Origin of the sequence: Actinophytocola sp., assembly GCF_036002505.1 — a bacterium.
Taxonomy (GTDB): domain Bacteria; phylum Actinomycetota; class Actinomycetes; order Mycobacteriales; family Pseudonocardiaceae; genus DASYTH01.
In genome coordinates this window covers 1-13,780 of sequence record NZ_DASYTH010000423.1, presented here as the reverse complement: position 1 = coordinate 13,780, position 13,780 = coordinate 1, and the positions used below count along the sequence as shown (strand labels likewise).

13 protein-coding genes and 2 pseudogenes are annotated in these 13,780 nt (G+C 67.9%); 7 read left to right on the top strand and 8 right to left on the bottom strand.

The genetic code is table 11. The features are described 5' to 3' along the window. Positions 1–704: glycoside hydrolase N-terminal domain-containing protein (locus tag VGR06_RS37470; RefSeq protein WP_327563965.1), on the top strand; the 704-nt coding region annotated here is incomplete at its 5' end. 106 nt (positions 705–810) lie between these two features. On the opposite strand, the gene VGR06_RS37465 is transcribed toward VGR06_RS37470, so the two are convergent. Further along, positions 811–951, bottom strand: coding sequence for a hypothetical protein (locus VGR06_RS37465; protein ID WP_327563964.1), 141 nt, complete (start codon positions 949–951; stop codon positions 811–813). Positions 952–1,028: 77 nt separating this feature from the next. On the opposite strand from VGR06_RS37465, the pseudogene VGR06_RS37460 reads away from it, so the two are divergent. From VGR06_RS37460 to VGR06_RS37450, 3 genes and pseudogenes are all read left to right on the top strand, one after another. Continuing rightward, positions 1,029–1,203: pseudogene (locus VGR06_RS37460) on the top strand (IS256 family transposase); the annotation flags it as partial. 532 nt (positions 1,204–1,735) lie between these two features. Continuing rightward, positions 1,736–2,452 carry an acetoacetate decarboxylase family protein gene (locus tag VGR06_RS37455; RefSeq protein WP_327563963.1) on the top strand — a complete coding sequence of 239 codons (717 nt, stop codon included), beginning with the start codon at positions 1,736–1,738 and terminating at the stop codon, positions 2,450–2,452. Further along, positions 2,452–3,285 carry an SAM-dependent methyltransferase gene (locus tag VGR06_RS37450; protein ID WP_327563962.1) on the top strand — a complete coding sequence of 278 codons (834 nt, stop codon included), beginning with the start codon at positions 2,452–2,454 and terminating at the stop codon, positions 3,283–3,285. The genes VGR06_RS37455 and VGR06_RS37450 overlap by 1 nt, the downstream gene beginning before the upstream one ends. A gap of 181 nt (positions 3,286–3,466) precedes the next feature. On the opposite strand, the gene VGR06_RS37445 is transcribed toward VGR06_RS37450, so the two are convergent. Further along, a complete protein-coding gene (locus tag VGR06_RS37445; protein ID WP_327563961.1) occupies positions 3,467–4,372 on the bottom strand; it encodes a hypothetical protein in 906 nt (301 codons plus the stop codon). A 240-nt stretch (positions 4,373–4,612) separates the two neighbouring features. On the opposite strand from VGR06_RS37445, the gene VGR06_RS44185 reads away from it, so the two are divergent. Then, complete coding sequence (locus tag VGR06_RS44185; RefSeq protein ID WP_414637407.1) at positions 4,613–5,365, top strand: sigma factor; 753 nt, start codon at positions 4,613–4,615, stop codon at positions 5,363–5,365. A 630-nt stretch (positions 5,366–5,995) separates the two neighbouring features. Here the strand turns inward: VGR06_RS44185 and VGR06_RS37440 are convergent. Both VGR06_RS37440 and VGR06_RS37435 read right to left on the bottom strand, forming a co-directional pair. Further along, positions 5,996–7,021 (bottom strand): LacI family DNA-binding transcriptional regulator, encoded by a 1,026-nt coding sequence (locus VGR06_RS37440; protein WP_327563960.1) that lies wholly within the window; start codon positions 7,019–7,021, stop codon positions 5,996–5,998. 601 nt (positions 7,022–7,622) lie between these two features. Next, positions 7,623–7,769 carry a hypothetical protein gene (locus VGR06_RS37435; protein WP_327563959.1) on the bottom strand — a complete coding sequence of 49 codons (147 nt, stop codon included), beginning with the start codon at positions 7,767–7,769 and terminating at the stop codon, positions 7,623–7,625. A 216-nt stretch (positions 7,770–7,985) separates the two neighbouring features. Here VGR06_RS37435 and VGR06_RS37430 point away from each other — a divergent pair, with 216 nt between their 5' ends. Both VGR06_RS37430 and VGR06_RS44180 read left to right on the top strand, forming a co-directional pair. Further along, positions 7,986–10,211, top strand: coding sequence for an ATP-binding protein (locus tag VGR06_RS37430; RefSeq protein WP_414637408.1), 2,226 nt, complete (start codon positions 7,986–7,988; stop codon positions 10,209–10,211). Between the two features lie 294 nt (positions 10,212–10,505). After that, positions 10,506–11,048 (top strand): aldehyde dehydrogenase family protein, encoded by a 543-nt coding sequence (locus tag VGR06_RS44180; protein ID WP_414637406.1) that lies wholly within the window; start codon positions 10,506–10,508, stop codon positions 11,046–11,048. 49 nt (positions 11,049–11,097) lie between these two features. Here VGR06_RS44180 and VGR06_RS37425 read toward each other — a convergent pair whose 3' ends face one another. The 4 genes and pseudogenes from VGR06_RS37425 to VGR06_RS37410 all read right to left on the bottom strand — a co-directional run. Beyond that, positions 11,098–12,093, bottom strand: a complete 996-nt coding sequence (locus tag VGR06_RS37425) for an inorganic phosphate transporter (protein WP_327563966.1) — start codon at positions 12,091–12,093, stop codon at positions 11,098–11,100. After that, positions 12,090–12,710 (bottom strand): DUF47 domain-containing protein, encoded by a 621-nt coding sequence (locus VGR06_RS37420; RefSeq protein WP_327563957.1) that lies wholly within the window; start codon positions 12,708–12,710, stop codon positions 12,090–12,092. Before VGR06_RS37420 ends, VGR06_RS37425 begins: the two co-directional genes overlap by 4 nt. 143 nt (positions 12,711–12,853) lie before the next feature. Next, positions 12,854–13,081 carry a hypothetical protein gene (locus tag VGR06_RS37415; protein WP_327563956.1) on the bottom strand — a complete coding sequence of 76 codons (228 nt, stop codon included), beginning with the start codon at positions 13,079–13,081 and terminating at the stop codon, positions 12,854–12,856. A 355-nt stretch (positions 13,082–13,436) separates the two neighbouring features. Next, positions 13,437–13,780: pseudogene (locus tag VGR06_RS37410) on the bottom strand (hypothetical protein); the annotation flags it as partial.

Below are 13,780 nucleotides of genomic sequence, written 5' to 3'. Positions count from 1 at the left end.
ACCAGACGATGCTCGGCAACCCGGCCGGCGAGCTGGCCTACCAGCCCGCCGGCGATCTCCGGCTGACCCTGCCCGGCGCCGGCGGGGTGTCCGGGTACCAGCGGTGGCTCGACCTCACCACCGCCACGACGGTCGTGACCTTAGATCTGGCACCAACGGACGTTGCTCTGCCTCTGGGGCAATTCCAGGCACAGCCGCTAGACGCCCAGGGGGTCCGTCGCATAGTTTCGGCCATCAATAACGCTCGATCGAAGCCGCTCGCGGCTGATCACCTAGAACTTGTGTTCTCCACCTTCTGGCCTCATATTGAGCCCAAGGTTTCTGAGATCCTGAATCAGGCCGAAGGCGCGCTGGTCGCTACTGGCCCGGGAAGGTCGGACCGGGAATTGCTCGAAGAAGTCTTGGAATCCATCCGATCGGCCAACAGGGCTGGGCATGTTTCGTCAAATTTTGCCCCGCCTCCGGTTGGGTTCGGAGGACATGCACTTAATGACGCAGTTGGGGCTCTCATTATGATGAACGGGGATGTTGGGTCATGGGGGTTCAACCGATTCAATGACCAGGCCGAGTTGATGGTCGATGTTGCGCTAGAGCCTGCGACGCTGCGGAAGTTGGAAGCCGTTGCGACGTTGTATGACGTCAATCTGATAATCCGACCCCTAACGATAGAACCATCATCTGCGCTCGGGTCTGTTGAAACGTGAGTACGGATCTTACTGATCAGCGGTCAGGCGGTCGTGAGGTTACGCAGGTCAGTCCCCGTCCACCTTCACTGTGGACGGGGAACCTGACCTGTCGGTGGTGACGACACTATGCCGGCGCGTTGGGGAAGATGCGGTCCATCTCGCTGGTGCCTTCCTCGACGACCGGACGGAGCTGGTGGCGGTAGACCCCCTCGGTCACCGTAGTGTCGCTGTGGCCGACCAGACACGAGATCACCTCAATCGACACCTTGGCATCAGAGAGCAGGGACACAAAGCTGTGCCGCAGCTCTCGGGGTGTCCAATCCTGGGGTTGAGCCCAGCTGCCTTGAGGACGTCGAAGACAAACGCCAACGCCAACGCATGAAAGAAAAAGGCCTGTCTCCCAGCAAACGACGAGCCCCCGCCGACTCGTCGAAGGCGCCGTCGTCCAAGGCTGGAAACAAGCCCTCGGCGCGCTGGCCTCCACTACCCCGAACGCCTCAACCCCTACCTCGGCTAAACAATTTTCTAGATCAACTTACACAGACAACTTGACAAGCTCGCGACCCAGCACGCCCAGGTGCTGCATCAGCCGGGTCGCCGTCGGCGGCAGTCCGAGGATGGTGGCCCGGTCGCGGCCCTTCCGAACACCACGGTCAGATGAACGATCCGACGGCCATCGTGACCGCCCGCTGCGGCACGCTCTTCGGGTCCCTCACCAGCAGAGCACCAGCACGGCCAGCACGGCCAGCACGACACCGGTAGCGGTTCCCTCCAGTGCCATCAACACGGTCACGCCGCCACCTCACCAGTCCGGACACGCCGTAGGGGCTGTCACCGTACATTCCCGACAGGGCGGCAGCAACGCGGAGAATGTGGCGCACTGAAGAATCGGGTCGGAGGTCGGACTTCTGTGGTTGGCGGGTCTGACCCGTGGATTCTGAGTAGCCGGGTCGCCCGGCGTACTCGAACGGCCGGAACCCCGGCGACGGCATTCCGTGATCTACGGGTTAGAGTGAACCGCCGGATGGAATGGCCATGGGAGCATCGAGTTGGGTGAGCTCGTCGCGGCGAAGACCTGGCGTGGCCAGGGCGAGACGATCACGCTGCCGGTCTACATCAGGGACGCGGAGTTGGCGACGGCGGTGTTCACGGCGCGCCCGGTGGAGGCGGCGAGATGCTTGGCGGGCGCGGGTCTGCGCCCGTTCACCGTGGCCGGCCGGGCATTGAGCGTGCTCATGCTGGTGCACTACGGCCCATGGGAGCTGGGCAGCTACGACGAGGTCGGCGTCGCGCTGCTGGCTCGGGGGCCCGGCAACCGGGTCGGCCTGTACACGGTCGACCTGCCGGTGACCGGGGAGCTGACGCGAGAGGTCGGGCAGGATTTGTGGGCGCTGCCGAAATGGTTGATGCGATCTGATCTCATCTTCCGCGGGTCGTCGGCGTCGGTCACGGTGTACGACGGTGACACGTTCGTCATGCGGGCCAGCGTGCGGGCCGGGCGGATCAGCGTGCCGTTCCGCATGCGGAGCAAGACCCACACCTGGAGCCGGCTCGATCACGGTGCGCAGGCCGGGGTGCTGCTGCGTGGCGTGGCTCCGATGATCGCCCACGGAACGCATTTCGGTCGCGGCTACGGGCGGGTGGAGCTGGGTGACCATCCGATGGCCGAGCGCATGGCCGCCCTCGGCATGACCCGCCGGCCGCTGCTGACCATGCATGTCCGGCGGCTCAGTGGCGAGCTGGATGCTTTCGAGGCCGTAGCCTGATGACTACTCCGTATTCCACCCCCCGGGCAGACCAGGCCACGCCGGCAATAGCACGGGTCTACGATTATGTGCTCGGTGGCGGGCACAACTTCGCGGCTGACCGCGAGGTCGCCGAGCACCTTCTCGCCGTCGTCCCTGCGTACCGGGATTTTGCGCTGGAGAACAGGGCGTTTCTTCGCCGGTCGGCCCTGCACATGCTCGACGCGGGCATTGATCAGTTCCTCGATCTGGGCTCCGGGCTGCTGAGCGTCGGGCCGGCTCACGAGATCGTGCACGCCGTGAACCCCGCGGGCCGGGTGGTCTACGTCGACAATGACCCGATCGTGACGGCCAACGTCGAGCTGAGCATCGGCGGCGATCCCAGGATCGGGGTCATCCAGGCCGATGCGTGTGACGTGCGGAGTGTGCTCGGACCCCGGGCGTCGCGGGTGCTTGACCTGAAGCGGCCGGTGGGAGTGCTGGCCGTCGCGGTGCTGCACTGCATCTGCGATGCGGACGATCCCCGGCGGGCTCTTTCGGAATATCACGATCGGCTCGCCGGCGGCAGCATGCTGGCCGCCTCGCACGGCAGCGGCGATGGCCTCAGTCCAGAGCTCATCACCGCCGGGAAGAAGATCCTCGCCGATGCCGGCATCACGTTCGTGGATCGCACGCGGGCCGAGTTCGCCGCTCTGCTCGGCCCTTGGCAGCCGACACCGGAAGGCGTGGTACGGCTCAACCGGTGGCGCCCGGAAGGCACGGGCGTAGCCCAGGACGACGACGTGCTGGGTTACGCCGTCGTGGCCACCAGCACCGGGCCGCCGGTCAGGACGCCTGCCGCGGCAACGCGTTGACCAGTTCGTCACGGCTGATGCCGGACAAGCCGGCATTGCGCGCCTTCGTCAGCAGTTCCTGATCGCCGCCTACACCGATGCGTTGTGCCCAGGCAATTGCAGCTTCATGGTCGGCGAAGTGTGGCTTTATACGCGAATGCGTTCAGGATATGACGGTGCCGAGCGACTGCATGCTGGGGTTTCACAATTTCGCTGCGGCGACATTGTGTGTTTCGGTGTTGGACGCGGGATGGCGGGCGGGGTTTGGATTTTTGGTCGTGTGGTCTCGCTGGGCCGGTACCGGTGGGGTGTCTTCGTCGGACGGCTCGGCGGGTTCTCCGGGTTGGGGGTGCAGCCGGGGCAGGGCGTCGGCGAGGAGTTGATGTGTGTCGTCGAGCTGTGCGAAAACATGGTCCCGCACCTGGTGCAGCGCGGTCACTTCGCGCCGCGCGTCGTCGAGCATCTTCCGGGCCTGGGCTTCGGCGGCGGCGACGCGCTCGGCCAAGGTTCGCATGGTGTCGGTGCGGCGAGCCGCCATGGCGATCTCGAAGTCATTCTCGACCTCCTGCCGCCGGAGGGCGGCCTGCTGGTCGAGTTGCCGGCGATGTTGCTCGGCCTGGTTGGTCATCGCGTTGACTTCGGCCCGGGTGCAGCTGATGAGCTGGTGGTGCTCGGCCTGCATCTCCAGGCGCTGCACGTCGAGTTCGGCGATCAGCCGCTGGTAGCGCTCCTGCATCCGAAGGCCGGCTTGTTCGGCGCTGGCCCAGGTGTCCTCGGCCGCGGCCTGTGCCCGTGCGGTGATCTCCGCCGCTTCGTCTCTGGCCAGTTCCTGCATCCGGCTCAGCCGTTCGGTCAGGGCATCCGGCTCGATCGGGGTATGGCAGACCCGGTCCAGCTTCGCCCGCAGGCGGCGGTTCTCGGAACGCAACTCCTCCAGCTGAGCGGCCAACTCCTCCACTTGGGCGGTCGCTGTATCCCGGTCGGCGGTGGTCAGCCGCGACTCCGCCTCCGCATGACGTACGAACTCCTTGACCTGGCGACGGTCATATCCGCGCCACACGACGTCGAACGCGGTCCGCAACGGTACCAGCTCCACTTCACTGTCCACTGTGGCCATCAGGATGGCCCCGCGCCAGACAACTCTTACCGCCTCTCATCGACGGAACGAACTCCGCCGCGTCATCAAGCTTAGGAACTCTCATCCGAACGATCAACATCCATAATGGACAGTTGTCTGTTCAACACAGTTCGCCGGGCCGGTAAGCGGGCTTACGAGATTGGGGCGGGGCGGTGGCCGGGGGGAACCGCCGCCCGCCCCGGGGGAGATCCCCTGGTCAGTGGGTAGGCAATGGTGTTGGCGCGCCAGTGGGGTGTTGCTCAGCGGTCTGCCGGTCGATGCGGCGAAAACGGTGCGGGCTCATCTCTCAACATCTCTCAGCGTCAGGTGCCGCGAATCCGTCACACCGCCAGCTCGGGGAACGACGCGCGTCATAGCCGTGCCCTCGCCGGTGTCCATGATTTGACCGAACCGGTCCGCAGCGGTCAGAAGTCCCGTCATCTCTTCGTGGAGCGCGTCGATGACAGACCAGGAGACGACCACGGCCGGCCGGCGGTCGTCATCCGGTTCCGTGACGGAGCCGGATCTGGCTATGGCTGTTCGGGATGCGCGGCTCGGGAGCCAGGGGGGTTTCGGCTGCTGTACCGGGCGGTGCAGCCGGGACTGTTGCGCTATCTGCGCGTGCTGGTGGGTGCCGAGGCCGAGGACGTCGCCGCCGAGGCGTGGCTGCAGATCGCTCGGGACCTGGCGGCTTTCCGTGGTGATGCGGACGGCTTTCGTGGCCGGGCCACCACGATCGCGCGGCCTCGAGCCATGGATCCGCTCCGCCAGCGGCGCAGGCGTCCCGTCGCCGTGGACGCTGAGGTGGAGCATTTGGCCGAACTGCCGGGGACGGCCGACGCCGCCCGGTTCGGCGGCCGAGGCGATGTCGACCGACGCGGCGCTGGCGCTGATCGTGCGCCAGCCGCGGGATCAGGCCGAGGCCGTGCTGCCGTGGGTGGTCGTGGGCTTGGATGTGGCCACCGTCGCTCGGGTGCTGGGTAGACGCGCGGGTGCGGTGCGCACCGCCGCTTACCGGGGGCTGCGCGGGCTCGCCGCCCAGTTCGACCGGGCGGGTGTGGGAGCCTGCATGAGCTGCTGGTCGCGGCAACTGGGACGCTGCCGTCGCCAGGTGATCAGGCGCCTTCCCGCCTTCACGGCTCTGGTCTCCGCCGCCGGCGGCGAGGACAACGTCGCCGGGTACTGTGCCACTCTGCGCGGCGACAGGTCGGGAGATCCCGCGCCCGCGACACCACCTTTCCGGCGCACCCCGGTCCCATCCCACTGGCCCGCCGCAGGCTCCCATCCCGGCACGTCCGGCCGGCCGGCGGATGTGCCGCATCCCACGGGTTCTCCGACCGCACCACCGCCGCACGGATCCGAGAGCTCCCTCCCGGTTCGGGCGGCGTCACCACACCGCCGCCCGTACGTTCATTTCTGGTCGCGAGCGCCGTAGGTGTTGAACCGTTTGACGCAGTCCGCCAAGAAAATGTTGAGATTGCTTCACGGTTGCGAAAGATCGGTGGCCCCCCGACGCCCTCGTGTGGCGGCCCTCCATGCTGATGCGCGGCCTGTCCGCCCTGCCGGTCAGTTTCACCCCGCCTACGTGGCCGAAGGCGCCGGGCGGGATGACCATCATTCGAATGATGGTGGCGGGCCGGTGGACTCGCGAACGACGAGCCGGCAGGGTTGGCGGATGACGCCGTGACGCTGCCGGCCGCCGAGCGCGGCGAGCAGCTCGGTGACCGCGGTGGTCCCGAGCTGCTGGAGGTTGAGGTCCACTGTGGTCAGTGGGGGTTGGCAGTCGGCGGCGAAGACCTCCCAGTTGTCGTAGCCGACGATGGCGATGTCGTCGGGTATCAGGGCGCCGAGATTTTGCAGTGCCTGCGCGACGCCGGCGGCGATCTGGTCGTTGCCGCAGAAGATCGCGTCGAGGTTCGGGTAGGTGGTGGCGAGCATCTTGGCGGCGTGCCGGCCCCAGGTCTGGGACCATTCGCCGAAGAGTGGCTCGCCGACCAGGGCGAGCCACGCCTCGTCCAGCACCGTGCGGAGGGCGGCGGCCCGGTCGCGCGCGGCGCGGTTGTTCGGCGGGCCGGTGACGTGTGCGATGTGCTTGCGGTGCAACGAAACCAGGTGCTCGGTGGCGAGCCGCCCACCATCGGTGTCGTCGGCGAGCACGGACAGGTCCCGGTGGTCGGTGGACTCACCGTAGACGTAGACCACCGGCACCGGGATGTGGCGGGTGAGCGAAGCCCGCCGGTTGCTGCCGTCGCCGACCACGATGAACCCGTCCACCGGGTGGGCGAGCAGCGTGCGGATGTAATGCTGCCGGCGGGTCGGGTCGCTTTGGGTGTCGCACAGCAGCACCGACATCTCCTTGTCGCTGAGCGCGTTCTCCACCCCGAGCAGGATCGGGAACGTGGGCCGCCCGGCCACCTCGTCGCTGATCAGTCCGACGGTTCTCGTCCGGCCGGAACTTTGTCCCCTGGCAACCATGGCCGGCTGGAAGGACAGTTTGTCCGCCGCGGCCAGCACCCGGTCCCGGGTGGCGGCCGCCACTTCTTCGCGCCCGTTGAGCGCTTTGGACGCCGTCGACACCGACACCCCGGCCAGCGCGGCCACATCGCTGAGTGTGACCGGGCGCGACCGCCGTCCCGCCATGTCAGTCCTTTCTGGACATATGTGGCAAGCTCCCGGCCCGCCGCGAACGATCTCGAGCCATGAGAAGTCGGCACACAGCGGCGTCTGTCGCGATCATGATGATGGCTCTCATCAGCGGTGAACCCAAGTATCACAAAGATCCACATCGCCGCCGGCCGCGCCGGTGGTCAAGCTACAAATTCTGAGCGGGGGCCACTACCACTGGTAAGTTCCGCCCCGTCGATGTGCGGCGACGGCAACGGTTTCATCATGTGCCCGGGCTTCGTCCGGGACTGCGGCTCTGCGAGACCGCCCACCTTCACCCACGTTCGCTACGCCACGGCGAGCAGCCCGCTTGGCCGGTGGACCACATCGTGCTCGATCAGGTCAACCCCAACCCCATCACCAACTACCCCTTGTCACCGTCCGGTAGCACGGGAGGTACCTTACCGCGCGCGCCCACTGGCGGCGGTAACTCCGCCGTGCCGCTCACCGAAACGGCGTAGGGCCAACGGCGCGACCGTCCCGGCCGCGGATCAACAACTGGCTGGGCCACCAGCCATCGGTGATTGAACCGTGATCGCGGCACCAACTGTCCACAATGGTGGATCTACGGTTGGGTTCAGGCGGCGCAGGTTTGGCCGATCACCCTCGTCGGGCAGTCGGAGTAGTCCAGGAGCGTGAGCCCGGCGGCGCGGTTGCGGGTGGCTTCCCGGATGATGACTTCGTCGGGTGGGTGGAAGCCGCCGCTGCTGCTGGTCGGGTACATCTCGCTCGAGCCATCACTGAGTCCACAGTGGACAATGTGGAGCACGGGCCGGTTGGCGGCCCGGTGCCGGTCTTCGACGGGGATGACCGCGATCCGCGGTGCACCGGCGAGCGTGACGCCGCGCGAATCTACACTTCCGGTGTGCGCGCCAGTCCGCGCCGGAGCGTCGGCAACCTGCCGGCAGAGCTGACCAGCTTTGTCGGCCGGCGGCGCGAGATGGTGGCGGCGAAACGCCTGCTGTCCGCCGCTCGGTTGGTGACGTTGACCGGCATGGGAGGCGTAGGCAAGACACGTCTGGCGTTGCGGGTTGCCGGCGGTGTGCGCAGGTCGTTCTCCGATGGTGTGTGGTTCGTCCCGCTCGCCGACCTGGTTGACCCACCGTTGCTGCCGAATACCGTGGCGACGGCGCTCGGATTGCGCACCACCGCTGACCCGGCGGCGGGGCTCGCGGAGTATCTCGAGGACAAGCAACTGCTGCTCGTGCTGGACAATTGTGAGCACCTGGTCAACGAATGTGCGGCGCTGGTGGCGAAGCTGCTCGCGGCCGCCGGCCGGGTCCGGGTGCTCGCCACCAGCCGGCAGGCGTTGCACGCGGAGGGCGAGCACATTCTGCACATCGAGCCGCTGCCTGTCCCTCGGGACGACGACGCGGGTGCGAGCCCGTTCGACGCGGTGACCCTGTTCGCCGAACGCGCGGTCGCCGTGCAACCCGGTTTCGAGCTCACCCCGGACAACCGGACCGCGGTGGTCCGGATCTGTCAGCGACTGGAGGGCATCCCCCTCGCCATCGAGCTGGCCGCCGTCCGCCTGCGTGTGCTGTCGGCCGAGCAGCTCCTACGGCGGCTCGATGACCGGTTCGGTCTGCTCATCTCGGGGCCGCGCACCGCGCAGCACCGGCAGCAGACGCTCAGGGCCACGATCGACTGGAGCTTCGGGCTGTGCGCGCCCGAGGAGCAGCGGTCGTGGGTGCAGCTGTCGGTGTTTCCCGGCGGGTTCGACCTGGATGCCGCCAAGCACGTCTGCGAGTCCGGCGACGCCGAGATGCTCGATGTCATCACGGGACTGGTCGACAAGTCGGTTCTCACCCGACAGGACGGGACCTTCGGGGGTCATGCCTGGTACCGGATGCTGGAGACGGTCCGCGAGTACGCCGAGGCCAAGCTCGCCGGTGAGGGCGGCGAACATGACGTGCGAGCCCGGCAGGTCGAGCATTACGTGGGCCTCGCTCGGCGATATCGGAACGAGGGGTTCGGCCCCCGGCAACTGGAGTGGATCGCCCGGCTGCGGCGCGAGCACGCCAACCTCCGATCGGTGCTGGAGTACTGCCTGTCCGCCCCCGAGCGGGCAAGCAAAGCGCTGGATATCGCCTGGGCGCTGTGGAACTTCTGGTACGGCGGAGGCCTGGTGCTCGAGGGTTACCGGTACCTGCGGCGCGGGCTCGAGCTGAGCGGGGAGCCCACGATGGTGCGGGCGCGGGCACTGTATGCCGCGTCGTTCCTGGCGATCCAGATCGGCGAGGCCGACTCCGCGCGGCGGATGCTGGCCGAGCACCGCGCGCTGGCCGAGGAGTTCGACGACGAACTGCTGCGTGCGGGTAATGCGGAGTGCTCCGGGATGGCCACGTTCTTCGCCGGCGACCTGTCCGGTGGCGCCGAACTGCTGGAGCGGGCACTGACCGGGTACCGCGTGGCCGGCGACCCGCTGCTGGTGTTCGACGCGCTGATCCTGCTCGCTGCCGTGCGCCTGTTCCTCGATGACCCGCGGGGCACGGCCACCGCCAAGGAGGCGCTCGCGTTGACCGAGCGGTACGAGGCGCGGTGGTCCCGGGGCTACGCGTTGTGGGCGGTTGCAGTTCATCAATGGCGGGCCGGCGAGGGTGCAGCGGCATCGGTGCTGCTGCGAGAAGCCATCGCGCTCCGGCTGGCCGACCGCACGCTGCTCGCGTTTCTCCTCGGGGCACTGGCGTGGTGCGCTTCCTCCGGCGGTGACCACCAACGGGCCGCCCGGTTGCTGGGTGCCGCCAACGCGGTCTGGCGGCTCAGCGGCGCACGTGTCGGCGAGATGAGCCCCTACCAAGGGTTCGATGAGCATTGCGCCGCACGGGCCCGGGCGGCGATCGGGGCCGAGATGTTTGACGCGGCCTTCGCGTCGGGGGCGGGCTTCGGGCTCGACGAGGCGATCGGGTACGCACTGGATGAGAAGTCCGCGAAGGCGCGGGTGCGCAGGTCGCGGCCGGGCGAACGGGGTGGGCTGACCCGGCGGGAACGGGAGGTCGCCGAGTTCCTCGCCCGCGGTATGAGCAACAAGGAGATCGCGGCCACCCTCGTCATTGCCACCCGGACCGTTGAGTCCCACGTCGAGAACATCCTGGCGAAGCTCGGCTTCACGTCCCGCACCCAGGTGGCCTCCTGGATGGCGGCGCAGCCGCGTCAATCTCCGTAGCGTTCTCCGTAATTTCCCCGTCCCTCCGGGTTGGGTTTCGGGTGAGCCTTGCCCCCGACCATTCCAGAGCAGGGAAAGGACCTGGCGACGTCACCGAATCCCGCCGCGCGACGCGGTTACCTGGCCGGCCTCGCGCGGCCGAGCGCGGTAGGGCGCCCACTACCCCCTCGTTTGGCGCCCTACCGCGTGCACCTGGTCGACACCTGCCGCCGGCACAGCTGAGAACGGACCCACCGAGCATGAACAACATCCCGGTCGACGAGGGATGGCTGTACCTTGCGGGGACCTGGCGGGATGCGTCCTCCGGCGATCGCGCCGACGTGCTCGACCCGTCCACCGGGCGGGTCATCGCGACCGTGGCCGATGCCGGCCCCGCGGACGTCGACGTCGCGGTGTCCGCCGCGGCGCGAGGCGTTCGACAGCGGTCCGTGGGCCGCCATGCGCGGCCGGGAGCGGGCTCGCGTCCTCCTTCGTGTCGCCGAGCTCATCCGGGACAACGCCGATGAGCTCGTCTGGTTGGAAAGCCGCGACGTCGGCAAGCCGGTGTCGCCGTGCCGGGCCGTGGACGTCACCACCGCCGCCGAGAGGTCGGCGCGCAGCAGTGCGTCGGTGGCCTGCTGCATCGCCTCGGCGGCCAGGCCGCACATGTCGGCGACCTGTTGGGGTCAGGTGCTGCAGTCGCTCGTAGAACGCGGTGCGCATGGGTTTCACGGTAGGCAAGTGCGAGCGGGTAGTGCTCAGGTGGCGATCACCGTCACTGGATTCGGTGACGTCCGATGTTCGGTATTTGGCCTGGTCAGCGCCGTGGTCGAAGCCACCTCGCACCCTTGCGGGTGACCAGGAGCAGACGGTCTGCGGGCGGTGCGCCCGGTTGCTGGTGACGTGCTCAGAAGAGGCGGGTGATGGTGTAGACGAGGGCGGCGACGGTTGCGGCCGCGGGCAGGGTGAGCACCCAGGCGGTGACGATGTTGCCGGCCACCGCCCACCGCACGGCGGAACGCCGCCGGGTGGCGCCCACTCCCATGACCGCGGAGGTGATCACGTGGGTGGTGGAGATCGGCGCGGCGAAGACGAACGCAGTGAGGTAGAGCACGGAGGCGGCGGAGATTTCGGCGGAGAAGCCGTAGGGCGGGGTGAGCGGGAAGATGCGGCGGCCGAGGGTGCGCATGATTCGCAGCCCGCCGGCGTAGGTGCCCAGACCGAGGGCGAGCGCGCAGGACAGGATCACCCAGAACGGCACCGAATAGTCGGTCTGGTGGCCGGTGATGACCAGGCCGAGCACGATCACGCCCATGCTCTTCTGGGCGTCCTGGAGGCCGTGGCCGAAGGCGAGGCTGGCGGCGGAGAGGATCTGGGCGCGGCGCATGCCGCGGGCGACGCGGTGGGCGTCGGCGGCGCGGAAGGTCCAGAGCATGCCGGTCATCACGAGGTAGCCGAGGAGGAACCCGACGGTGGGGGAGATGACCATCGGCAGCGCCACCTTGTTCAGTACGCCCTGCCATTGCACGGTGGTGGTGGAGGCGAGTGCGGCGCCGACCAGTCCGCCGATCAGGGCGTGGGATGAGGAGGAAGGCAGGCCGAAGTACCAGGTGATCAGGTTCCAGGTGATCGCGCCGATGACGGCGGCGATGATGACGGTTACCCCGTGTTCGGGGGCGGGGGTCGCGATGACGCCTTTTGCGATGGTGACCGCGACGCCGGTGCCGGCCAGCGCGCCGAGCAGGTTCATCGCCCCGGCGAGCAGCAGCGCGCCGCGTAGCGAGAGGGCTTTGGTGGAGACGGCCGAGGCGATGGCGTTGGCGGCGTCGTGGAAGCCGTTGGTGAAGTCGAAGGCGAGCGCGAGCACGACGAGCAGGACCAGACCCGCGAGGTCCACGGTCAGGACTCCTTGACCGCGATCGTGTGGACGGCGTCGGCGACGTGTTCGAAGGCGTCGGCGGCGGACTCGAGCTGGTCGACGACCTCTTTGAGTTTCAGCAGGGTCAGGGTGTCGACTTCGCCGCTGAACAGCCATTTCAGCAGTTGCCGGTAGACCTGGTCGGCCTGGTTCTCCAGCTCGTTCACCGCGACCCAGTACGGGTCGAGCCCGTTGGGTTTGGCCAGTTTCGGCATGGCTTCGGCGGTCAGCGCTGCACACTGGCAGAGCAGGTCGACCTGGCTGTGGACGCCGTCGGGCAGGTCGCCGACCTGGTAGAGGGCGGCGAGATCGACCGCGGCGTCGATGAAGTCGATCACGTCGTCCAGGCGGCCGGCCAGCCGGTAGATGTCCTCCCGGTCGAACGGGGTGATGAAGGCGCGGTTGAGCTGGTTGAGAATGGTGTGGGTGGTCTCGTCGCCGGCGTGCTCGATCTCGTGCATCCGCGCCGCCAGCTCCGGGCGCCGCTCGGGTGGGGCGGTGACGAATTCCCGCAGCACCTCGACGCAGGCGCTGATGTTGGTGCCGGCGTCGGTGAACAGGTCGAAGAACGTGGTGTCCCGGGGTTGCAGTCGCAGCCGCATGACCGCTCCTTCCTGACCGCCGTTCCGGTGTGGACGACGGCAGGGCGGACCGTACCCGGACCCGTTGATGCGGGCGGCAGCAGGCGTGGCCTAGACCATGTCGGGGCGCGGATGTCAGCGGACGAACCTGACCTCGCTGGTGATCAGAACTTGCGGGTTGCGACCGTGGTTGTTCGGCGTGCTGGTTGAGCGAACAGAGCGCTGGCGGCGGTCAGGACGGTGCTGAGGAGGGCGCTGAGGACGAAGTCGGCGACGTGGGGGTCGATTCGATGCGATTGGGTTTCGGCTCTGGCGTCGGGGGTGAGGCCGCCCAGGGCGCCGGGGCCGGAGATGTCGGGGACGAGGTTGGGTGCGAGGCGGTAGGTGAGCACGGCGGCGAGGAAGTACAGCAGGAGTGTGGCGGTCGAAACCGTGTGCCTCCAGCAGATAGAACACCGGTTTCCAGTAGTCGGAGGTGGATTCCATCACCAGTCGGGTCACACCCAGCTCGGCCAGCCGGTCAGCCAGCAGCACCGAGCGGGTCATCGTCGAGTCTCAGCGGCTGCCCGCGGGAGCCTGGGCGATCACCCAATCTAATCCGCGTGCTCAAAGCAACAATCAAGGGCCCGCACAGCTCCCAGCGTCCGACTAGCCGACGGCCTCCAATGACCATGGAACCCCGACGTCAACGGGCAGCCAGCACCGATTTTCAGCCCTCAACGGGCCTCACCACCAGGGAGAACACGACTAACCGAGGCGATTCAGACACCCGCACGGGTGAACGTGACATGCGTGACTCCGCTGGATGATGGTGGGGCCGCCGCCGATGCGTACGTCCTGGTCGTCCGCGACGACGGTGTGCATGTGGTCGATGAGCCCGGCAGCAAGGAGTTCGCGGACCTCGCGGGCCGTCTTGAGCGCCTCGGCGGGCGAGGCGTCGAGGAAGTGGAAGGTCGTGCCGCCTTCCATCTCGATCGACGGGCGCGGGTGATGGGTGAGGATGAAGGTCGGTGTGTGGAACGGCGGGTTGGGACCCCACCAACCCTTCCACTCCGGGTCCTCCTGCCATCCGGGCGGGCCGAACTTGTTCG

Excerpts from the sequence above, each read along its gene's own strand:
- VGR06_RS37450 (WP_327563962.1), top strand. The coding sequence starts at position 2,452 with ATGACTACTCCGTATTCCACCCCCCGGGCAGACCAGGCCACGCCGGCA.
- VGR06_RS44185 (WP_414637407.1), top strand. The coding sequence starts at position 4,613 with ATGGTGTTGGCGCGCCAGTGGGGTGTTGCTCAGCGGTCTGCCGGTCGA.
- VGR06_RS37440 (WP_327563960.1), bottom strand. The coding sequence starts at position 7,021 with ATGGCGGGACGGCGGTCGCGCCCGGTCACACTCAGCGATGTGGCCGCG.
- VGR06_RS37435 (WP_327563959.1), bottom strand. The coding sequence starts at position 7,769 with ATGTACCCGACCAGCAGCAGCGGCGGCTTCCACCCACCCGACGAAGTC.
- VGR06_RS37430 (WP_414637408.1), top strand. The coding sequence starts at position 7,986 with ATGGTGGCGGCGAAACGCCTGCTGTCCGCCGCTCGGTTGGTGACGTTG.
- VGR06_RS44180 (WP_414637406.1), top strand. The coding sequence starts at position 10,506 with ATGCGTCCTCCGGCGATCGCGCCGACGTGCTCGACCCGTCCACCGGGC.
- VGR06_RS37420 (WP_327563957.1), bottom strand. The coding sequence starts at position 12,710 with ATGCGGCTGCGACTGCAACCCCGGGACACCACGTTCTTCGACCTGTTC.